Raw genomic sequence first — 20,087 nt, 5'->3', positions numbered from 1 at the left:
CGCGATGCTCCCCATACTCGCCCCCGCATCCACCGCCAGCATCCGCGCACCCGTCGTCAGAACAGCTTCCAGATTCCGCGCCGCATCAGCTCTCATCCGTCAAGAGTAACGACCCTGCGGTGGATCGCCCCATGTGACGCCACTCTCATGTAGCCATCCTTTCGACAAGTGCTACATTGAAGTGGCAGTTAATCGAGCGGACCGAAAGCGAGAAGGATCATGATCACCTACGACCGGCTCTTCATCGGGGGTTCCTGGCAGGCGCCGAGCAGCACCGAGGGGCTCGACATCGTCTCGCCGCACGACCGCTCGGTGATCGGCCGCGCCGCCCAGGCGCAGCCCGCGGACGTCGACCGCGCGGTGGCCGCCGCCCGGGCCTCCTTCGAGGCCGGCGTGTGGCGGCTGACCCCGCCGGCCGAGCGCATCGCGGTGCTGCGCCGGTTCAACGCGCTGCGCGAGCAGAACGCGGAGCGGGCCGCCCACCTGATCTCGCTGGAGAACGGCTCCGCGGGCTGGTTCACCCGGGCCGGACAGCCGGGCCTGACCCGGCAGGCGAACGCCTACCTGAAGGCCGCGGAGGAGTTCGCCTGGGAGCGGACGCTCGTGCCGTCCGACCCGTCCTCCCCGGTGCGCAGCGTCGTGCGCCGCGAGGCGGTCGGCGTCGTCGCCGCGGTCATCCCCTGGAACTCGCCGTTCTCCTCGGCCACGTCGAAGATCATCCCGGCACTGCTCGCCGGCAACTCCGTGGTCCTGAAGGTGTCCCCGGAGAACTCGCTGAGCATGGGCTTCCTCGCCGAGCTGCTGGAGCAGGTGGGGCTGCCCGAGGGCGTGATCAGCGTGCTGCCCGCCGACCGGGAGACCAGCGAGTACCTGATCTCGCACCCCGACGTCGACAAGATCGCCTTCACCGGCTCCACCCGCGCCGGCCGTACGATCGCCTCCATCGCCGGACAGCAGCTCAAGCGCGTCAGCCTGGAACTCGGCGGCAAGTCGGCCGCGGTCATCCTCCCCGACGCGGACGTCGCGACGGCCGTCGCGGGCCTGAAGTTCGGCTCCCTGCTCAACAACGGCGAGTCCTGCATCGCCCAGACCCGCATCCTCGCCCCCCGCGACCGCTACGAGGAGGTCGTGGCCGCGCTCAAGGAACTCGTGGAGTCCCTCAAGGTCGGCGACCCCAACGACCCCGACACCTTCATCGGCCCGATGATCCGCCCCGACCAGCAGGAACGCGTCCGCACCTACATCCGGCTCGGCATCGACGAGGGCGCCCGCCTCGTCACCGGCGGCCCGCACGTCCCCGAGGGTCTGGAAAACGGCAACTACGTCACCCCCACCGTCTTCGCCGACGTCACCCCCGCCATGCGGATCGCCCAGGAGGAGATCTTCGGCCCCGTCCTCGTCGTCATCGCCTACGACGACGAGGACGACGCGGTCCGCATCGCCAACGACTCCGAGTACGGCCTGTCCGGCGGCGTCTGGTCCTCCTCCGAGGACCACGCGCTGGCCGTCGCCCGCCGCATCCGCACCGGCACCGTCACCGTCAACGGCGCGCCCATCGCCTTCGACGGCCCCTTCGGCGGCTTCAAGGCGAGCGGCATCGGCCGCGAGTACGGCGAAGCCGGACTCGCCACCTACACGGAGTACCAGACCATCACGGTCTGAACCCCGCGTGCCACCGGCCGGTGGACGGCATCCGGTGGCGGCTTCCGGGGTGCCGCGCGCTGCGCGCTGCCGTCTGCGGGTCTCGTCGTGGTTGTTCGCGCCGTTCCCCGCGCCCCTTCGGCCTACGGGGTGCCCCCGGGGCTTGTCGGCCGTGTGCCGCGCCGTCGTGGCTGGTCGCGCAGTTCCCCGCGCCCCTGGCGGTGCACGTTCGTGGGTGGGGTCAGGGGCCACTCCGGGAGTGTCTCCTCGACCTTTGCATGGCGACTCTTCCCGGGACTTACCCGGGGCCTTGCAAAGCTCTGCGGGGACACACCCGGATCGTCCCCTTCCGGCCCGTCCCCGTCTGCGGGAGGACATTGGCTGTGCCCCATGTCCCCGCCGCACGGTGGATCAGCGGGAGGGGGTGGGGAGGAAGTGCTCCCCGCAGAGAAATGTGCGCGGCCCCCGGGTACGGATACGGACGAACCCGTATGCACATTTCCGAGGAGACGCTTCCGGAGCACCCCCGACCCCACGGACAAAGGGCACGCACACCAGGGGCGCGAGGAACTGCGCGACAAGCCACGACGGCGCGGCACACGGCCGAACAAGCCCCGGGGGCACCCCGGATGCCGAACCCATCAAGCCCCGGCGGCACCCCGTACGAACCCCCCAAAAAGCGAAGCTCAAAGCACTGCGTGCTCCGCCGCCCCCGGAAAGTCCGTGCTGAAAGCGACGTCCCGCCCGGACGCGTACGCCGCCCCCAGCTCGGAGAGCTTCACGCCGATCCGCCGGTACGCGTCACTGCCGAGCACCACCCAGTGCGGCGGCTCCGCCGCCAGCACCGCGTCGCGGATCGCCGCGGCCGCCCGCTCCGGGTCGCCCGGGAACATCTCCGGGGTGAGGCTCCCCATCATCGCCCGGAACGCCCCGGCGGTAGCCGCATAGTCCGCGATCGCCTCGCCCGACGCCCGCGTCCGGTTCTCGATGCCGGTGCGGAAGGAGCCCGGCTGGATGATCGTCGCGTGGAGGCCCAGCGGCTCGATCTCCTGCCAGAGCGCCTCGGTGAAGCCCTCCAGGGCGAACTTGCTGGCCGAGTAGTAGCCGTTGGCCGGCAGGCTCGCCAGGCCGTCCATGGAGGAGACGTTGACGATGACGCCGCTGCGCCGGGCCCGCATGACCGGCAGCACCTCGCGGGTGAGGGCGACGGCCCCGAAGAAGTTGACCTCGAAGAGCCGCCGGTAGTCGTCCTCCTCCTGTTCCTCCAGCGCGCCGATGAAGTCGATCGCCGCGTTGTTGACGAGGACGTCGATGCCGCCGAAGCGCTCCTGCGCGGCGCGCACCGCCCGCACGCGGTCCTCGGGATCGGTGACGTCGAGCTTGACGGCGAGCGCGGTCTCCGGGTGGCGCGCGGCCAGTTCCGTGGTGGCCTGCGTCGAGCTGGCCGTGACCACCGCCTGGTCGCCCTCGCTGAGGACGTGGGCGGCCAGGGCCTGCCCCAGTCCGCTGGACGCGCCGGTGATGAGCCAGGTCTTGCGAGTCATGAAGGGTCTCCTCTGAGACGGAGGGAAAGGAAGGCAAGGAAGAAAGGAGGGAGGGCCGGGACCTACGCGGGGAAGTCCGCCGCACGGCTCGCCTCGGCCCACTGGCGCGTTTCGGCGGCGCGCGCCTCGCCGGCCTGCAGGGCCATGTCCACGGCCTGGGCGCCGAGCAGCAGGCGGCGCGGCGGGTCGTCGTGGCCGACGACGTCGACGACGACCTTGGCGGCGCGCGCCGGGTCGCCGGGCTGCGTGCCGTTGTTGTCCTGCCGGTAGGTGTTCATGGCGCCGACGGTCTCCTCGTAGTCGGGGCCGACCTGGTGGAGTTCCATGGACGAGCCCTGCCAGTCGGTGCGGAAGGCGCCCGGTTCGACGATGACGACCCTGATCCCGAAGGGCGCGACCTCGCCGGCCAGGACCTCGGAGAAGCCCTCCACGGCGAACTTCGCGCTCTGGTAGGCGCCCATGCCGGGAGTGCCGCCCACCCGGCCGCCGAGCGAGGAGAACTGGACGAACGTGCCCGAGCGCTGCGCGCGCAGGACCGGCAGGGCGGCGCGGGTGACGTTGACGAGGCCGAAGAAGTTCGCCTCGAACTGGCCGCGGAAGTCGTCGTCGGCCATCTCCTCGATCGGGGCGCTGTTGGCGTAGCCGGCGTTGTTCACCACGACGTCCAGCCGGCCGAAGGCGTCGACGGCGCTCTGCACCGCGGCGACCGCGGCGGCGGTGTCGGTGACGTCCAGCGGTACCGCCCGCACCCGGTCGCCGTGGCGGGCGACCAGGTCCTGGAGCTGCTCCGGCCGCCGGGCGGTGGCGACGAGCCGGTCGCCGGACTCCAGGACCGCTTCGGCGAGGGCGCGTCCCAGTCCGCGGGACGCACCGGTGATCAACCATGTACGGGACATGTCCTACCCCTGTCCGAATTGATGTGTTTCTCCCGATCATGTGCCGCACTCCTGCGTGCGGCACCCCGGAAGCGCGCGTTCACGGCGCGCACCGGGCACACGCGGCCCGTCCGGCGGGAACCGGCGGGAACACGTGTCAGCGGGACGTTTCCTATTCTTGGAACGGTTCGCCCACGCGGCGTCCGTCGTTTGACTGCCGGGCCCGGGTGCGAGGGGGTGCGGCGGGCGGCCTAAGTCACCGGGGCGGCCCTCCGATATTGCGTCACCCCCTTGACTGGTGACGCACAAGGGTGCAGTCTGATCTCAGTCCACGCGGCCAGCAGGCCGCGAACGGGATGAAGTGGAGGACGGCCATGAACGCCATCAACGTCATGAACGCGAAGGACGCCGACGCCGCGGTTCGCCGCGCACGGTTCGGGAGCCTCCCCGAGCGGATCCGCCTCGAGGACATGAGCCAGGTGGTCCAGGCCGCTCCGGCCACCGCCGCGAGCGGCTACGACCCGGAGGGCTCGTTCAAGTACTACTCGTGCCTGGCGCTCGACCTGGGCCTGTAGCCCGGGTCCGGCGAGGTGCGCGTGGCGTCAGTCCAGCACCCGCAGCGCCCCGGCGACGGCGGACTCCAGGAACGCCTGGTCCGCCCGAGCCTGCGCCATGACGTGCACGCCCTGGATGAAGGTGACGAGGAAGCGGGCCAGCTCCACCGGGCTGTGCCCGCGGCCGAGTTCGCCCCGTGTCCGGGCCCGTTCCAGCGCCCGGACCAGCACCGACTCCATCGCCGCCATGGCCGCCCGCACCTGCTCGACGGTGCTCAGGTGGCCCGGGCGCTCGATGGCCGCGCCGACCAGCAGGCAGCCCAGCTCCGGGTCGGCCACGCCGGCCCCGGCCATCGCCAGCAGCGATCGCCGCAGCGTCGCCCTCAGGTCCGCACCGTGTCCCAGATCACGGTCCAGGCCGGTGACGAGGCCGTCGACGTAGCGTTGCAGCGCGAGGGCGTAGAGGCCGTCCTTCGACCCGAACGCGGCGTAGATGCTGCCGCTGCCGATCCCCAGCACCTCGGTCAGACGGGGTATGGGGGTGGCCCGGTAGCCCTGCCGCCAGAACACGTGCATGGCCTGCTCGACCGCCGTGCCGGTGTCGAATGCGCGAGGGCGTGCCACACCCGGAGCCTTTCGGTGGGGTGAGCGGGAGGACCGGCCCACCGTCCGGTGAGCGGGAACCGACTCACCGGATTCCATATCGATATCGTCAGGACCCTGCTCTGCCCGGTGGCGGACGGTTAGCCTCGACCCCATTGACGGCAACGGCCTGAGGACCAACATGCAGGTGCACCTGAACCCCCCGCTGGAGCCCGGGAGCGCGCCCAGGCACGCCGCCGCCATCGTCGCGACAGCCGCCGACGTCAGCGGCGCGGACCTGGACTACAGCCTCGACAGCATCGCTCTGGTCGAGGAGATCGTCGACGGCTTCCGGGCCGAAGGTGTGACCGGCGAGGACATGGCCGACTCCCTGATCTGCTTCGGCTGCTACGTCGGCGAGATGCTGACCCGCAGCTACGGCGGCGCGTGGCGGTACGCCGTGGCCGCGCAGCCCACGACGGTGCCGCTGGTCGTGGAGCTGCCCGGCGCCCGCGAGTACCACCCGATCGACTGGGTGTTCCACCGCCTGGAACGCGGCCCGGACGTGAGCATCCGGGACCTGTACGCGGCCGCCGGCGTCTCGGCCGACGGCGCCCCGCCCGCCGGCACGTGTGACTGAGCGCACCTGTGTCGCCGCGGCGCCGTTCACACCCGGCAGCCGGGTCGCACACGTGCGTGGTGTTGCTTCAGCGCGTCGCCGAGCTGAGCCCGGACCGTCACGCCGAGGCGTGGGAAGATCCGGTACAGACTGGCCCCCACGGTGCCGGTGGACAGGCCGAGCCGGTCCCCGATCTCGTGGTTGGACAGCCCGCGGCCGGCGAGTTCGGCGATACGCAGTTCCCGGGTCGTGAGCATGGAAGCCCCCTGTTCAGCGGCGAACGCCTCACCCCGAGGAAGCGTTCTCTGGCCTTCGCCCATCCCACCTGAGCAGCGCGCGCGGAACCAGGCAGTTCGCATGCAGCTTCGTCCTGCAGGTGCGTCAGCCCAGGTCAGCGGGGGTCATGGGCACGGCGGGGCGTCGAGCGCCGCCGCGCTGTCCAGCATCCGGGCGGCACGCGGACTGCTGATCGCCGTGAGGAGATCCGCCGCCCGCAGCCAGTGCCCCCGCGCCCGGTCCCGGTCGCCGCGCTCCAGTTCGGCGCTCGCCAGGTGGTCGAGGACCTCGGCCTGGTTGTAGCCGTCGGCGGCCTCGCCGTACAGCCGCAGCGACTCCTCGTAGTCCGCGATCGCGCCGTCCAGGTCGCCGAGGTACTGGCGGGCGTGTCCCAGGGTGTCCCGCGCGGCCGCCTCGATGCGGAGGTTGCCGTGCCGCCGCAGCAGCGGGACCGCCTCCTCGCCCATGGCGACCGCCTCCTCGTGCCGGCCGAGCAGCGTGAGGTACCAGGCCACCGCGTTGAGTTCGCGGGCCGCGGACGCCTCGTCGCCCGCCTCGCGGTACAGCTCCAGGGCCCGGCGGGCGTGGTGCAGCGCCCGGTCGTGGCGCTTCTGCCGGCCGCGCACCCAGCCGATGCTGCGTTCGGCGGCCGCCCGCTGCGGCAGGTCGAGCCGGTGCATCTGGCCGAGCAGCACCTCGACCTGCCGTTCGGCCTCGTCGAGCCGGCCGGTCTCGGCCAGCGCGCGGGCCAGATCGGCGGAGTTCCGCGCGATCGCCTCGGCGTCGTCGAGGCGCACTGCCGCGTCGAGACCGAGGCGCTTGGCAGCGATCTCCTCCGTCCACTGGCCCGTGACGGAGTAGTACGTGACCCAGTCCGCGGTCAGCGTCACTCCGTAGCCGAGCAACCGCGGGTCGTCCAGGGAGCGCAGTGCCGCCGCGACGGCCGGCTCCTCCTGGCCGAACCAGTCCATCGCCGCCTCGCGGTCGCCGAAGGCGACCGACACCACTCCGGGCGCCGCGGGGGGCACCTCCTCCCGCAGCGGGGGGCCCGTGAAGAGGTTGGCCGCGTGCGCGTTGTACCGCAGGTACTCCATCAGCCGGGTCCGGGCGGCGAGCACGTCGTCGCCCTCCTCCGCGACCAGTTCGGCGCCGTACGCGCGCAGCAGGTCGTGCAGCACGTAGCGGCCGTGCGCGTCGCGGGACAGCAGGTGCGCGGCGGTCAGCTCCCGCAGCAGCGGCCGGGCCGCCACCGGGTCCACGGCCGCGAGGGAGGCGGCGGCGTCCGCCGAGACGGACGGGCCGGGGTGCAGTGCGAGGTGCCGGAAGAAGCGGGCCGCCGCCGGGGCCAGGGTCCGGTACGACCAGGAGAACGCGGCCCGCACGTCGGCCCGCGGGTCACCGGCGGACAGGGCGTCCAGCCGCGGCCCCGCCTCGCGCAGTTCGCGCACCGCCACCTGCAGCGGCAGCCGCGGCGACGCGCTCAGATGCGCGCCGGTGATGGCGACCGCCAGCGGCAGCAGCCCGCACAGCTCCACCAGCTCGGCCGCCGCCTCCGGTTCGGCCCGGCACCGCCCCTCGCCGATCCGGCCCGCCAGCGCCGCCAGCGCCTCCTCGCGCGTCCACACGTCGAGGCTCACCAGGCCGGCGTCGTCGGTCACCGCCAGACCGGACAGCCGGTTGCGGGAGGTGACGATCGTCAGGCATCCGGCGGACCCCGGCAGCAGCGGCCTGACCTGCTCCTCGTCGCGCGCGTTGTCGAGCAGGACTACGAGCTGCCGGCCCGCCGTCTGCTCCCGGAACATCGTGCTGCGCTCGTCGGTGCCGCGCGGGATGTCGCGGCTGGGCACGCCGAGCGAGCCGAGGAACGCGGCGAGGGCGTCACCGGGATCGAGGGGCCGGACGTCCTCGAAGCCGCGCAGGTTCACGTACAGCTGGCCGTCGGGGAAGCGGTCCGCCACCTGGTGCGCCCAGTGCACCGCCAGCGCCGTCTTGCCGACGCCCGCCATGCCGCCGATCGCCGACACGACCACGCGCGCGGTCCGCGCGTCGACCTGCGCGGACAGGCGCCGCACCGCCGCGAGGGCGGCCGCGCGGCCGCGGAACGCCGCGAGGTCGGGCGGGAGCTGGCGGGGCACCTGCGCGGTGCGGCGCCTGGACGCCTCGACGAAGCGCCGCCGCTCGCCCTCGTCCAGCCGCAGGGCGTCCATCAGCTCGCTCAGCGTCGCCTGCCGCGGCAGGCTCTGCCCCCGCTCCATGTCGCTGATGGCCCGCACGCTCACCCCGGACGCCTCGGACAGGCTCTCCAGCGTCAGCACCGCCCGCTGCCGCGCCTCCCGCAGCAGCGTGCCGAACCCGGTCCTGTCCATCCCCACCTCCCGGGCCCCGCCCGGCAGCGGCCTGGCGTGCGCAGGCCACCGGGAACGTCTCGGTTCTGGAATGCCCATTAAAGCAACCCCGCGCCTCCTCCCCGACCCAGCCCCCGGCACCGCCCCGGCCCCCGCGCCCCGCGCCCCGGCGGGCACGCGACCGCGGCGGCGGGGGTCAGCGCGGGGTGGGGGTGGCGGTGGCCTCGGGGGTGGCGGTGAGGGCGTCGCGGAGGGCGGCGCGGGAGGTGATGCCGAGCTTCGGGAAGATCCGGTAGAGGTGCGCGCTGACCGTGCGCGGCGACAGCCGCATCTGGCGGCCGATCTCCTTGTTCGTCAGGCCGCCCGCGGCCAGTTCGGCGATCCGCCGCTCCTGGTGGGTGAGCGGGGTGAGGCCACCGGCGGAGCCGCGGGTGGCGACCCCCGTGGCCCGCAGCTCCGCGCGGGCCCGCTCGGCCCAGCCGGTCGCGCCGAGCCGTTCCAGCACCTCGACGGCGGGCGCCAGCAGCAGACGGGCCGCCGTGCCGCCCTGCGCGCGCCGCACCCGGGTGCCGTGCATCAGGCCGATCCGGGCCATCTCGAACGGGAAGCGCGCGGCGGCCGGGTGGTCCGCGGCCCGCGCGTACATCCCGGCGGCCTCCGCCTCGTCCTCGGCGGTCAGCGCGAGCGCGCCGTAGGTGAGCACGGCCAGGCGCGGCGACAGCTCGGGCAGCCCCGCGTCGCGCGCGGCGACCGCGTGGGCGCGGGCCTGTTCCGCGCGGCCGGTGTGCAGCGCGGCCTCGACGAGGTCGAGCAGGGTCCGCGACGCCTGGTAGGCGTAGGGGCGGAACGTGCCCGGGGACGTGATGCCGAGGGCGTGCAGGTAGGCCGTCTCGTAGTCGCCTTCGCTGAGCGCGGCCGTCGCGCCCGCGGAGTCGGCGATCTGGCTGAGGAACCCGATGCCGCGCGGGCGCGCCCACGCGTCGACCACCGCCTGCAGCTCGCGGGCCCGCGCCGTCTGCCCGCGCATCGCCGCGAGCTGCGCGAGGTAGCCGCGCGACTGGTGGGCGAACAGCTCGTGGCCGTGCTCGGTCTCCAGGGACAGCGCGCGCTGCCCGGTCCGCTCGGCCGCGTCCCACTCCCCCAGCGCCATCCCGTCCAGCATGATCAGGTGCAGCATCACCATGCCGCTGGCGATCGCGCCGGTCTCCAACTCCCGCTCCACCACGCGCTGGAGGTGGGGGCGCAGTGGGCCGAGGACGTCCAGGTGGTACGCGGACACGGCCAGCCGCGCGATGTCCCACGGCGGCTGGTCCTGGAGGCCCGCCGCGAGCCGCTCCACCGGTCCCGCCCAGCCGGCGCCGTGCCGGACCACATCGCTCCAGGTGCCGGCGTACAGCCGCGCCCGCTCGGGGACGAGGTCCCCGAGGGAGTCCAGGAGGGCGTGGGTGCGCTGCCACAGCGCCGGGTCCGCGGCGTACTGGCTGACCGCGAGCAGGAGCGGCAGCAGCCGGTCGTGCATCGGGTCGCCGCCGTCCGGCGCGTCGTCGCGCAGCCGCTCCACCACGGCCGCGACCTGGCGGTGGGCCGAGCGCACGTCGCCGTCCTGGTAGAGCGCCTGGTATCCGGTGGCCAGCGCCGACGCCGCGGTGTCGTCGGCGCCGGAGGAGTCGGTCCGCACGAGCCGGCGGGCCTGGCCGAGCCGCGCCGCGTGCCCGGCGATGAACGCCGCGTCGCCGAGCCGCCGCGACCGGCCGGCGTGGTCCTCGCTCAGCTCGGCGGCGCGGGTCAGCCAGCCCACCGCCGCCAGCGCGCCGCCGCGCCGGGTCGCGGACTGCGCCGCCTCCTCCAGCGCGCGGGCCACGTCCTCGTCGGGGTCGACGGTGGCCGCCGCGAGGTGCGTGGCGCGCCGTTCGACGTCGTCGCGGTGCACGTCGGCCAGCGCGCGGTGCGCGGCCCGGCGCTGGTTGGGTGTGGCCAGCTGCACGACGCTGGAACGCACCAGGGGGTGGCGGAAGGCGAAGTCGCCGGTGACCGGCTCGACGACGAGCAGGCCGCATGCCACCGCCTCCTCCGCGTCCCGCATGCGGTACCGCACGGCCGTCGCCCGCGGCACCGGAGCCGCGGCACCCGCCGGCCCGACACCGGCCTCCGCACCCGCGGCACCCGGCTCCGCGGCACCCGGCCCCGCACCGCCGGAACCCCCCGCAGCGGACCCCGCGGGCCCGGCCCCCGCCGGTCCCGCGCCCGCGCCGTCCAGCGCTCCCTTGAGCAACTCCGCGCGGACGGCGTCGCCGAGCGCCGCGACGCGCGTGCCGTACATGTCCTGGAGGCGGCGCGGCAGCGGCACCCCGTGCGGGCCGAACAGGTCCGCGGGCGCCTGGCCGCCGTGGCGTGCGGCGATGTGCGCGGGCAGTTCGAGGAGCGCGAGCGGATTGCCGCCGGCCTGTTCCAGCACGAGCACGCGGACGTCCGCGGGCAGCGCGGGACTGTGCCGCTCCAGCAGGCGCGCGGCGTCCGCGTCCGCGAGCGGCGCGACCAGGACGTCGGGCAGCGCGGCGGTGTCGAACGGCGAGGGGATGTCCGCGCGCACGGCCACCAGCAGTTTCACCGGGCTGCCCGCCAGCCTGCGGCCGGCGAACCCGACGACCGCGGCGCTGGCGTCGTCCAGCCACTGGCCGTCGTCGAGGACCAGCAGCAGCGGGGTGCGGGACGCGACCGACGAGACGAGGCTGAGCACCGCGATGCCGAGCGTCATCACCGACGGCGGCGGGCCCTCGGTCCGGCCGAAGACGGCGTCGAACGCGGCGCGGGCGGTGGCGTCCAGCCCGGCCGCCTCCGGCAGCAGCGGGTACAGGAGCTGGTGCAGTCCCGCGTACGGCAGTTCGGACTCCGCCTCGACGCCCGCGGCCCGGAGCACCAGGTGCCCGTCGCGGGCGGCGGCGTCCGCGACGTGGTCGGCCAGCGCGCTCTTGCCGACGCCCGCCTCGCCGCGCAGGACGAGCGCCTGTCCCTCGGCGGCTTCGAGGAACGCCGCCAGCCGGGCCTGCTCGCGGTCGCGACCGACCATCGCCGCGGCTGGCTGCACGTCCCCGCTCCCTTCACGCCGGCGTCCCCGCGTGGAGGAGCCGCCGGTGGCCGGGGAGACGGCCGGTGAGTCCGCCGGCTCCCCGCGCCGACCCAGATCGGATCATCAGACTCCGACGGAGGCGCGGAAGTCAAGCAAACTCTGGGTGAGCCGCCGTTCCCACCAGGGCGGATGGCTCCGGGGACGCCGCATCACCACGGTGCCGGGGACGCCGGGGACGGGCGTCACGGTTGGTGCCGGGGACGCCGCGTCACGGGCTCCACTCCGGGTCGCGTCCGCTGAGCGCGATGACCCGGACGAGGAGCGGGGAGTCCGCCGGGACGTCCACGGCCGCGCCGAAGGGCGAGCCCGCCGGGCGGTTGTGCGCGGAGGGGGCGAGCACCGCCAGGGACGATGCGAGGGCCGCCGGGTCCGGGGCGTAGGGCTGGCCGGTGGCGCGGGCCAGGTCCCAGCCGTGGATGGTGAGCTCGTTGAGCGCCACGCGCCCGGCCTCGACGGCGGGGAAGGTGAAGCCGCCGGCCTGGGTCATGCCCTCCCAGGCCGCCGGGTCCCGCCAGGCGTCGGCCAGTTCGCCCAGCCGCTCGGGCAGCCGGACCCGCCACGCGCCGTCGTCGTCGACGTCCGGCAGGAACGTGCCCGGGTCGGTGCCGGTGGTCGGGCCCAGGTCCTTGCGCGCCGCGTCCCGGAACGCGGTGCTGAGGCCGAGCAGGTGTCCCAGCAGGTTGCGCACCCGGTACTCCGGGCACGGCGTCGGCGCGGTGAGCCGGTCGTCGCCGACGTTCCCGGCGAGGAGCACGATGCCGCGGGCGACCGGCCCGAGGTCGGGCATGGGGGTGTCGGTGGCCATCGGCGGTTCCCTTCCCTGTGCCGGGCTTCGCGCGGCCCGGACTTCCGGCGGCCGCGGCCGCACACGTCCCCCCTCGGACCGGGGCGGCGCCGGAAACTCATCGGTGCGGGCGGGCAGACTGGGGGCGTGGCAGCCAAGCAGAGCGCGGGCATCCTGCTGTTCCGCCGTGCCGACGGCGGGGTCCAGGTACTCCTCGGGCACATGGGCGGGCCGTTCTGGGCCCGCAAGGACGCCGGGGCGTGGAGCGTGGTCAAGGGCGAGTACGCGCCGGAGGAGGGCCCGGAGGCCGCGGCCCGGCGGGAGTTCCGCGAGGAGCTGGGGCTGCCGGTGCCGGACGGGGAGCCGCTGCCGCTCGGCGAGGTGCGGCAGTCCGGCGGCAAGGTCGTCACCGCGTGGGCGCTGGAGGGCGACCTCGACCCCGAGGCCGTCGTGCCCGGCACGTTCACCATGGAGTGGCCGCGGGGTTCGGGGACCCTGCGGGAGTTCCCCGAGCTGGACCGGGTCGCCTGGTTCGGCGCGGAAGAGGCCGCCGGGAAGATCGTGAAGGGCCAGCGCGCGTTCCTGGACCGCCTCGCCGAACGCCTCGGGCTCCCACCGGCCTGACCCCGCGCCCGCCGGCCTCCGGCCGAGAGCCACCGCACCCGCACCCACGCCGGCCGGACCGCCCGCCGTAGGACGCCCCGGCCGTACGCCGCCCTGCCCGGAGGCAGGTGCTCAGGTCACTAGGCTGCTGAAGTGCTCGGCCGCCTGCGCGTCCGGCAGCTCAGTCGTTGACGCAGGTGTCGCCGAGGGCCGGGTTGAGCAGGCCGATCACGTCCACCGAGTCGCCGCAGAGGTTGACCGGGATGTTGATCGGAACCTCGATGACGTCACCGGAGAGCACGCCCGGCGACCCGACCGCGGCACCGTTCGCCCCCGAGTCCGCGGTGGCGACGCCACCCGACACGAGGATGATTCCGCCGGCCAGCACGGCCAGCGCGACGCTCTTGTGCATCAGCTTCACGACTTCTCCTTCGGTCATACAGGGGAAAGAGGGGTGGCGCACCCGTCTCGCGGCAGCACACGACACCCCTCACTCAGTGTTCGTACCTGAACACCCACCGTATCCGCTCCACATCCCGGGCCGCGCGATCATGCCCGCGCCCGCGCCCCCGCGTCCGCCGTCCGGGCCAGTGGGACAGGTGTGCCCGGGGCAACCGTGGAACCCGGGAGACCCCTCAGGGAGTGATACGGGGACGGGGCGCGCGGCGCACCCCGCGGTCCGGAGGCACCCCCGGCGTGGTGCGGCCGCGGGCGACCCGGACACTGGACACCCGGACACACGAGGAGCCTGATCCATGCCGATGCCGCCGGTGGCCACGCCGCCGACCGCCGAGGGAGCACGCGACGACGCGCGGGGCGGGGCCGGTGACCGGCACTGACGGCGGGTCACTCGCGGCGCCGGCGCGGCACGGCGACCTCCCGGGACCGCAGGCACCGCCGTCCGAGGGCGCGCCCGACTTCGCCGCGTACGCCGCCGCGCGCTGGTCGCGGCTGGTCTGCACGGCCTACCTGCTGACGGGCGATCACCGCGAGGCCGAGGACCTGGCCCAGGCGGCGCTGGCCAAGGCGTACCTGCGCTGGCCGCGGATCGGCCGGCTCGACGAACCCGACGCCTACCTGCACCGCGCCCTTGTCAACGACGCCCTCGCCCGGCAGCGCAGGCGCCGCGTCGCACGCCTGCTCGGCCCGCGGCGGACCGCACGGGACGGGGACCAGGCCGAGCTGCTGGGCGCGCTCGCCCAACTGCCCGCGCGGCAGCGGGTGGTGGTGGTGCTGCGCTACTGGGCGGACCTGAGCGACCAGCAGGTCGCGGACGTCCTGGGCTGCCCGGTCGCCACCGCCGCGGGCCAGGCCGCCCGCGGTCTGCGCAGGCTCCGCGCGCACCCGGCGCTCGCGACACCGGGCGGCACGGAGGGTGCCGCGGGCACGGCGGGGACGGCACCGGCCGTCCCCGCACCACGCACACCTGCGGAATCGGCGACGGACACGGGAGAGGAGGGCACGCGGTGAGCACGCGTCAGGAGCACGGCCAGGCCGACGAGGCCGGGCCCGAACGGCACCAGGAGCTGCCCTCGCGCCCGGAGCACCCCCGGGAACGGGACGGACACGGCGGGCACGCCACCCACGACGGAGACGACGGGCACGGCGGGCACGACAGGCACGACAGGCACGACAGGCACGACGGGCACGACGGGCACGGCGGGCACAGCCGGACGGTCGACGGCCGGCCCGAGCCCCATCGGCCCGAGCCCGGCGCACCCGCCGACGCGGTCGCCCCCGCGTCGTCCGGCTCCGCCGCGGCCGAGGACCTGCTGCGTGCCGCCCTCCTGGACGCGGCGACCGGCATCCGGCCGTCGGCCTGGCCGGTCCGCGCGGTGCTGGAGCGGGCCCGCCGCAGGCGCAGGGCGCGGCGGCTGGCGTTCGCGGTGTGCGTGGTCGCCGCGGTCGCGGTGGCCGGAGGCGGCGTCGTGGTCGCGCGGAACCGGACGGCCGCGTCCCCGGTCGCGCCCGCGGCGGCCCCCACCGCGCCGGCCACCACCGCGAGGCCCACGCCTCCGCACTCGTCGGTGAAGGTGACGATCCAGCCGTCGGCGGAGGTGGTGCGGCCCGGGGAGGTCGTCGAACTGGACACGGACACCCGGCTGCGGCTGGACGCGACGCGCCGCTGCCTGTCGTTCGGGCACGGCCCGTGGGAGTGCAAGAGCGTCGCGGACGGCAACCAGGCCGCGAACTCCGTCAGCCTGCAGTCGGCGGGGAGCGCGGGCGTCACCGTGTACACGCCGCTGTACATCGGCAGCGGGACGGCCGCGTCGATGACGGTCACCGCCGGCGGCACCACCGTCGTGCTGAAGGTCGTGACCCTGCCGGGCCGTCCCGGCTACGCGACCGGCTACGGCACGGGACCCTCGCCGGACGGCGGCGGGCCGGGCTCGGCGGCCGGGCGGTCACCGCTGGCCGACGTGAAGGTCACCGTGTACGACGCGAAGGGCCTCGTACTGGCCTCCCTGCCCTGACCGCCACGCTCCCCGCGGCTCTCCGCGCGGCCGCCGCCCCGCGCCCCGCGCCGCTCTCCGGAAAGCCGAACGGGCGGCGCGCACCGGGCAGTTGCCGGTGTGCGCCGCCCGTCGGCGGTCGCGCGGTGCGGGGCGGCGGCCGCGCGTGGTTCCGTGCCGTCGTGCGTGGTCCCGCGGCGTTCCGTGCGGTCACGGCGTTCCGCCGGCCGTCACAGGCTCCGGGCGGTGATGTCGCCGTAGGCGGTGGTCGCCCGGATGGCCAGACCGGCGGCCGCGCCGTCGGCGTTCCGCAGGGTGTTGGTGATCCGGCCGTAGGCGGTGCCGGCGTCCAGGGAGGCCGAGACGCCGCGGGCGGCGCCCACCGCGATCGCGCCCTTCTGGGTGGTCAGGGCGACCGCCCCGGACACGGCCTCGGCGATCTCGATGTCGCCCCGCATCGTGCTGATCTCCGCGTCCCCGCCCAGCCGGCCGACGGAGACGCCGCCGTCCTTCAGGGCGACGCGGGCACCGGCGGTCTCGTCCAGCTTGACGGTGGCCCGCGCGCTCTCGAACTCGACGTCGCCCAGCCGTCCGACGCCCCGCAGTTCGGCGTCGGCCGTGGTGGCCCGGACGCGGGAGCCGGCGGGCAGCTGGACGGTCACCTCGACCGAGCCGGAGTCGCCCAGGATCCGGCGCTTGGGCCCCGCGGCCGCGACCCGCAGCACGCCGTCGGCGAACGCGACCTCGATCTGCTCGGCGGCCTTCACGTCGCGGCCCTTGGCGGGGTTGGCGGGCAGGACCTCGACGGTGGTGTCGGCGCGGTCGGCGGCGATGAACCGGATGCGCCCGGCGGGGATGTCCAGGACGGCCGAGATCGCGGCGGGGGTGGCGAACTTCTGCATGGTTGCGCTCCTTGGTCTGCATCGGGTGATCCAGTGCTGCCGGGTGTTTCCGACAACAGAAACGCTACGTTGCATTCATGATTCCGGCAACTGATTCGTTGCATCGGACGGCAATAATCGCAGGTAGAAGCAGGGATTTCGTTGCAACGAACCTGACAGAGAACGCAACATGCGGGGCGTTGAACGTTGCAATGGATTGACCGCGAACGCTATGCTGGGCGCGATCCGAGGACCACGAAGGAGGCCGCGATGCCGGGAGGCAGGCTCACCCAGCAGGAACGCCGGCAGATCGCGCTGGGTCTGGCCGACGACCTCCCCTACGCGGAGATCGCCCGGCGGCTCGACCGGCCGACGTCCACCGTGACGCGCGAGGTCATGCGCAACGGCGGACCCACCGCGTACCGCGCGGACGCCGCCCACCGCGCCACCGAACGCCGCGCGCACCGCAGCACGCGGAGTCCCGGCCCGCGGGACGCGGCGGCGGCGCCGCTGCCGTACGGGCGGGACGCCGGGGCGGTCCACGCGTTCGAGGAGGTGTTCACCGAGGTCCTCGCGCAGTCGGGCATGACCACGATGCTGTCCCGCGTGATGGTCGCCCTGTACACGACGGACTCCGGCAGCCTCACCGCCGCCGAACTCGTCCAGCGCCTCCAGGTCAGCCCGGCGACGATCTCCAAGTCGATCGCGTTCCTGGAGAGTCAGGGCCTGGTCCGCCGGGAGCGCGACGAGCGGCGCCGCGAGCGCTACGTCGTCGACGACGACGTCTGGTACCAGTCGATGATGGCCAGCGCCAAGGCCACCGCCCGGATCGTCGAGGTCGCCCGGGAGGGCGCCGGCGTCCTGGGCCCCGGCACCCCGGCGTCCACCCGCCTGGAGAACGTCTCCCGTTTCCTCGACTTCGTCACCGAGAGCATCACGCGCGCCGCCGAGCAGGCCCGCGAGGTCCTCTACACCAAGCCCGGGACACCGGCCGAGACGCCGGCCGCCCAGGACCGCACGGAACAGGCCGGTACCGAACAGGCCGGGGCACGCCTGGACTCGGAGGCCTGAGGGCGGCGCCGGGTCAGGACGTCCCGGCCGGACGGCGGCGGTGGATCCGCGCGGCCAGGACGGCCACGTCGTCCTCAGCCCGGTAGGCGTCCAGGCGGTGCAGCACCTCGTCGAGGACCTGCTGGATCGTGGCGCCCGGCGGCAGCGCGAGCCCGGCCAGCCGGGCCAGCGAGACGTCGATGTCCTCGTGGCGCCGCTCCACCAGCCCGTCGGTGTACATCAGCAGCGTCTCGTCGGGGTCCAGAGCGCGGGTCAGCTGCTCGTAGCCGCCGATACCCGTGCCCAGCGGCGGTCCCACCGGCACGTCGACCAGCGTGCCGGTGCCGTCCGCGCCGAACACCACCGGCGGCAGGTGCCCGGCGCTGACCAGCGCGACGGTGTCCCGGGCCGGATCGACCCTGACCAGCAGGCAGGTCGCCGGGCGCCGCGAGCCGTCCTCGGCCACCGCGACGTCGAGCTGCCGCAGCACCCGGTGCGGGGGCAGGTCGGTGGACGCGACGTAGCGCAGCATCGACCGGTACGCGTTCATGTCCACCGCGGCGTCCAGACCGTGGCCCATGACGTCGCCCATCACCAGCAGGGTCCGGCCGAAGTGCAGCCGGACCGTCTCGAACCAGTCGCCGCCGACCAGCGCGCCGCCGCCGGACGGCAGGTAGCGGGTGGCGACGTCCAGGTTGGGGTGCGGCCGGCCCGGCTCGGCCAGCAGCGCACGCTGCAGGTTCAGCGCGGTGCTCTGCACCGCGGTGTGCCGCCGGTCGTGGCCGATGTGCACCGCGGCCAGGCGTGTCGCGTAGTGCAGCGTCGCCGTCTCCGGCGCGTCGAACGGCTTCCCGGCGCGGACCGCGAGCACCGCCCCGTACAGCCGGCCGTGCGCGATCAGCGGCACCGACGTCGCGCTGCGATGCTCCCCGCCGGACAGGTCGACGGACGCGGTGATCGGATGCCCCTCGTCGAGGGCCCGCACGCTCAACGGCCGGTCCTCGGCGAACGGCGGCGTCCAGGGCTCCAGCAGCGAGGCGCGGCCCGCGGCGGCCGCCCGCACCAGCGGTGCCGTCCCGGCGGCGGGCCGGGACGTGGGGACGTCCTCGGTCAGCAGGTCCACGGCCGCCGCCTCGCAGATCTCACGGCACAGGAAGCGGGCCAGCTCGGCGCAGGTGGTCCGCTCGTTGAGCGTGGTGCCGATCGACTCGACGGCCTCCTCCACCACGGCGAAGGGCGCGGGCACGCCGTCGCGGTCGTCCGCCTGCCGCGGGGACTCCTCGCCGCGACGGTGCACGGGCCTCACCTCCAGCCGGGCTCGCACCGACCCCCTCCGTCCATCGACGCACCGGACCGGACGAACCGCCAGTCAGCCGGGGACGGCGGCGACGATCGGCGGACGGCAGGTGACGGGCGCGGGGGCTGCAGGTGGCGGGGGCGGGGCGCGCGGCTCAGCTCACGAGGGTCGTCTTCGGGCGGACCACGCAGAACTCGTTGCCCTCCGGATCGGCGAGCACGGTCCACGACTCGTCGCCGGTCTGCCCGACGTCCACCCGTCGGGCGCCGAGCGCGAGCAGGCGCGCGATCTCGGCCTCCCGGTCGTCCGCGCCCGACGTCAGGTCGAGGTGCAGGCGGTTCTTGACGACCTTGCGGTCCGTCACCGGCATGAAGCAGATGCCGACGGGCGCGGTCGCGTCGGGCCCGATGACCACTTCCCGCTCCCGCTCGGACAGGATGCGCCACCCCAGCGCCTCGGCCCAGAAGCGGGCCTGGGCGGGCAGATCACGGGCGTCGACGACGATGTGGTGCAGGGAGACGGGCATGGCCGCCAGTGTGCACCGCGGCAGGCGCACGGGTCAGGTGATCGGCACGCCCGGCCGTCCGGGCGGGCGGGCGGCGGCGGGACCGGGCGGCGGCGGGACCGGGCGGCGGCGCGGGGGGCCGTGGCTAGGCCATGGCGACGGCGGGGCCGCCGAGGGCGTCGCGGCGCTCGGGCATCGACAGCGACACCATGCGGCGCCAGCCGAAGGCCCGCTCGTAGAGGTACACGGCGTGGATGCCGGCCTTCAGGGCCGCGGCCTTGGGCGCCGGCCAGCGCAGCAGGCGGCCCATGTGCTCCATCACCGCAAGGCTGACGTCGCGGTAGACCCGGATCTCGCTCATCGCGCACTCGCGCAGGATCCGCTGGATGGTGCGTCCGTGGCCGAGCGCCGCGAACCGCAGCAACTCCTCGTGGCAGTAGGCGAGATGGTTGTCCTCGTCCCGCGCGATGGCCCGGACCGCCTTGCCGATCTCCGGATGGTCGCCGAAGTGCTTGAGCAGCAGCGCCATCTGCTCCGACGCGCGCTGCTCGGTCACCCTGCTGTGCGACAGGTACGTGACGATGTCGGCCTCGGTCAGCGGGGTCTCCTGGCGCAGCCGGGTGTGGGCCAGGCCGATGCCGTTGCGCTCCAGCAGCATCGTGTAGTCCGTCTCCGGCGGCACCGGCACCGCCTCCACGCCGCGCTTGCGCATCAGCGCGGTGAAGATCCGGCCGTGCTTGTCCTCGTCCGCGCCGTGGCGGGCGATCTTGGGCGCGAGCGCGCGCTGCGACTCGGGCACGAGAGCGGAGATCCTGCCGTTCTCCCAGCCGCCCTGGGACTCGCCGCTCGCGGCGATCGAGCAGAAGAGCCGGAAGGACTCGTCGTCGTCGAGGATCTCCGTGAACAGGCTGCGGGGAGACAGCATCGCGTGGCTCCTTAGATCTGCCGCCG

The 20,087-nt window shown here is 74.7% G+C and carries 19 protein-coding genes; 7 read left to right on the top strand and 12 right to left on the bottom strand.

Annotated features, from left to right (window positions below; all coding sequences use genetic code 11):
- Nucleotides 1–219: 219 nt before the first annotated feature.
- A complete protein-coding gene (locus BMW99_RS07375; protein ID WP_069467257.1) occupies nt 220–1,662 on the top strand; it encodes an aldehyde dehydrogenase in 1,443 nt (480 codons plus the stop codon).
- 665 nt (nt 1,663–2,327) lie between these two features.
- Here BMW99_RS07375 and BMW99_RS07370 read toward each other — a convergent pair.
- Both BMW99_RS07370 and BMW99_RS07365 read right to left on the bottom strand, forming a co-directional pair.
- Entirely contained in the window at nt 2,328–3,185 is an 858-nt protein-coding gene (locus tag BMW99_RS07370) for an oxidoreductase (RefSeq protein WP_069467338.1), read from the bottom strand.
- 62 nt (nt 3,186–3,247) lie between these two features.
- Nucleotides 3,248–4,081, bottom strand: coding sequence for an oxidoreductase (locus BMW99_RS07365; protein WP_069467339.1), 834 nt, complete (start codon nt 4,079–4,081; stop codon nt 3,248–3,250).
- A gap of 353 nt (nt 4,082–4,434) precedes the next feature.
- On the opposite strand from BMW99_RS07365, the gene BMW99_RS07360 reads away from it, so the two are divergent.
- Nucleotides 4,435–4,635 (top strand): hypothetical protein, encoded by a 201-nt coding sequence (locus tag BMW99_RS07360; protein WP_069467340.1) that lies wholly within the window; start codon nt 4,435–4,437, stop codon nt 4,633–4,635.
- A gap of 27 nt (nt 4,636–4,662) precedes the next feature.
- Here BMW99_RS07360 and BMW99_RS07355 read toward each other — a convergent pair whose 3' ends face one another.
- Entirely contained in the window at nt 4,663–5,238 is a 576-nt protein-coding gene (locus tag BMW99_RS07355; protein ID WP_069467341.1) for a TetR/AcrR family transcriptional regulator, read from the bottom strand.
- Between the two features lie 160 nt (nt 5,239–5,398).
- Between BMW99_RS07355 and BMW99_RS07350 the strand changes: the two genes are divergently transcribed.
- The gene (locus tag BMW99_RS07350) at nt 5,399–5,836 is read left to right on the top strand and encodes a hypothetical protein (protein WP_069467342.1); all 438 of its coding nucleotides are present in this window, start codon (nt 5,399–5,401) and stop codon (nt 5,834–5,836) included.
- Nucleotides 5,837–5,862: 26 nt separating this feature from the next.
- Here the strand turns inward: BMW99_RS07350 and BMW99_RS07345 are convergent, their stop codons facing one another.
- The 4 genes from BMW99_RS07345 to BMW99_RS07330 form a co-directional block, all read right to left on the bottom strand.
- Nucleotides 5,863–6,072, bottom strand: coding sequence for a response regulator transcription factor (locus tag BMW99_RS07345; RefSeq protein WP_069467343.1), 210 nt, complete (start codon nt 6,070–6,072; stop codon nt 5,863–5,865).
- Nucleotides 6,073–6,216: 144 nt separating this feature from the next.
- A complete protein-coding gene (locus BMW99_RS42635; RefSeq protein ID WP_075016450.1) occupies nt 6,217–8,457 on the bottom strand; it encodes an ATP-binding protein in 2,241 nt (746 codons plus the stop codon).
- Between the two features lie 175 nt (nt 8,458–8,632).
- Nucleotides 8,633–11,503 carry a helix-turn-helix transcriptional regulator gene (locus BMW99_RS07335; protein ID WP_075016449.1) on the bottom strand — a complete coding sequence of 957 codons (2,871 nt, stop codon included), beginning with the start codon at nt 11,501–11,503 and terminating at the stop codon, nt 8,633–8,635.
- Nucleotides 11,504–11,771: 268 nt separating this feature from the next.
- The gene (locus tag BMW99_RS07330) at nt 11,772–12,368 is read right to left on the bottom strand and encodes a TIGR03086 family metal-binding protein (RefSeq protein WP_069467111.1); all 597 of its coding nucleotides are present in this window, start codon (nt 12,366–12,368) and stop codon (nt 11,772–11,774) included.
- A gap of 126 nt (nt 12,369–12,494) precedes the next feature.
- On the opposite strand from BMW99_RS07330, the gene BMW99_RS07325 reads away from it, so the two are divergent.
- Entirely contained in the window at nt 12,495–12,971 is a 477-nt protein-coding gene (locus BMW99_RS07325) for an NUDIX domain-containing protein (protein ID WP_069467110.1), read from the top strand.
- Nucleotides 12,972–13,131: 160 nt separating this feature from the next.
- Here the strand turns inward: BMW99_RS07325 and BMW99_RS07320 are convergent, their stop codons facing one another.
- Nucleotides 13,132–13,365 carry a chaplin gene (locus tag BMW99_RS07320; RefSeq protein WP_069467112.1) on the bottom strand — a complete coding sequence of 78 codons (234 nt, stop codon included), beginning with the start codon at nt 13,363–13,365 and terminating at the stop codon, nt 13,132–13,134.
- A 410-nt stretch (nt 13,366–13,775) separates the two neighbouring features.
- Between BMW99_RS07320 and BMW99_RS07315 the strand changes: the two genes are divergently transcribed.
- Together BMW99_RS07315 and BMW99_RS07310 are read left to right on the top strand one after the other, a co-directional pair.
- Nucleotides 13,776–14,420 (top strand): SigE family RNA polymerase sigma factor, encoded by a 645-nt coding sequence (locus BMW99_RS07315; RefSeq protein ID WP_069467109.1) that lies wholly within the window; start codon nt 13,776–13,778, stop codon nt 14,418–14,420.
- On the top strand, nt 14,417–15,424 hold the full coding sequence (locus BMW99_RS07310; protein ID WP_069467108.1) for a hypothetical protein: 1,008 nt from the start codon (nt 14,417–14,419) through the stop codon (nt 15,422–15,424). Before BMW99_RS07315 ends, BMW99_RS07310 begins: the two co-directional genes overlap by 4 nt.
- A 209-nt stretch (nt 15,425–15,633) precedes the next feature.
- Here the strand turns inward: BMW99_RS07310 and BMW99_RS07305 are convergent, their stop codons facing one another.
- Nucleotides 15,634–16,305, bottom strand: coding sequence for a DUF4097 family beta strand repeat-containing protein (locus BMW99_RS07305; protein ID WP_069467107.1), 672 nt, complete (start codon nt 16,303–16,305; stop codon nt 15,634–15,636).
- A gap of 249 nt (nt 16,306–16,554) precedes the next feature.
- Between BMW99_RS07305 and BMW99_RS07300 the strand changes: the two genes are divergently transcribed.
- On the top strand, nt 16,555–17,355 hold the full coding sequence (locus BMW99_RS07300) for a GbsR/MarR family transcriptional regulator (protein WP_069467106.1): 801 nt from the start codon (nt 16,555–16,557) through the stop codon (nt 17,353–17,355).
- A gap of 13 nt (nt 17,356–17,368) precedes the next feature.
- Here the strand turns inward: BMW99_RS07300 and BMW99_RS07295 are convergent, their stop codons facing one another.
- From BMW99_RS07295 to BMW99_RS07285, 3 genes are all read right to left on the bottom strand, one after another.
- Entirely contained in the window at nt 17,369–18,631 is a 1,263-nt protein-coding gene (locus tag BMW99_RS07295; protein WP_079175969.1) for a PP2C family protein-serine/threonine phosphatase, read from the bottom strand.
- A gap of 154 nt (nt 18,632–18,785) precedes the next feature.
- Entirely contained in the window at nt 18,786–19,157 is a 372-nt protein-coding gene (locus BMW99_RS07290; RefSeq protein ID WP_075016466.1) for a VOC family protein, read from the bottom strand.
- A gap of 124 nt (nt 19,158–19,281) precedes the next feature.
- The gene (locus tag BMW99_RS07285; RefSeq protein ID WP_075016448.1) at nt 19,282–20,061 is read right to left on the bottom strand and encodes a ferritin-like domain-containing protein; all 780 of its coding nucleotides are present in this window, start codon (nt 20,059–20,061) and stop codon (nt 19,282–19,284) included.
- Nucleotides 20,062–20,087 lie beyond the last annotated feature (26 nt).

It is taken from the genome of Actinacidiphila rubida (assembly GCF_900110255.1).
GTDB classification, from domain to species: domain Bacteria; phylum Actinomycetota; class Actinomycetes; order Streptomycetales; family Streptomycetaceae; genus Actinacidiphila; species Actinacidiphila rubida.
This window is presented reverse-complemented; position numbering and strand designations above follow the sequence as displayed.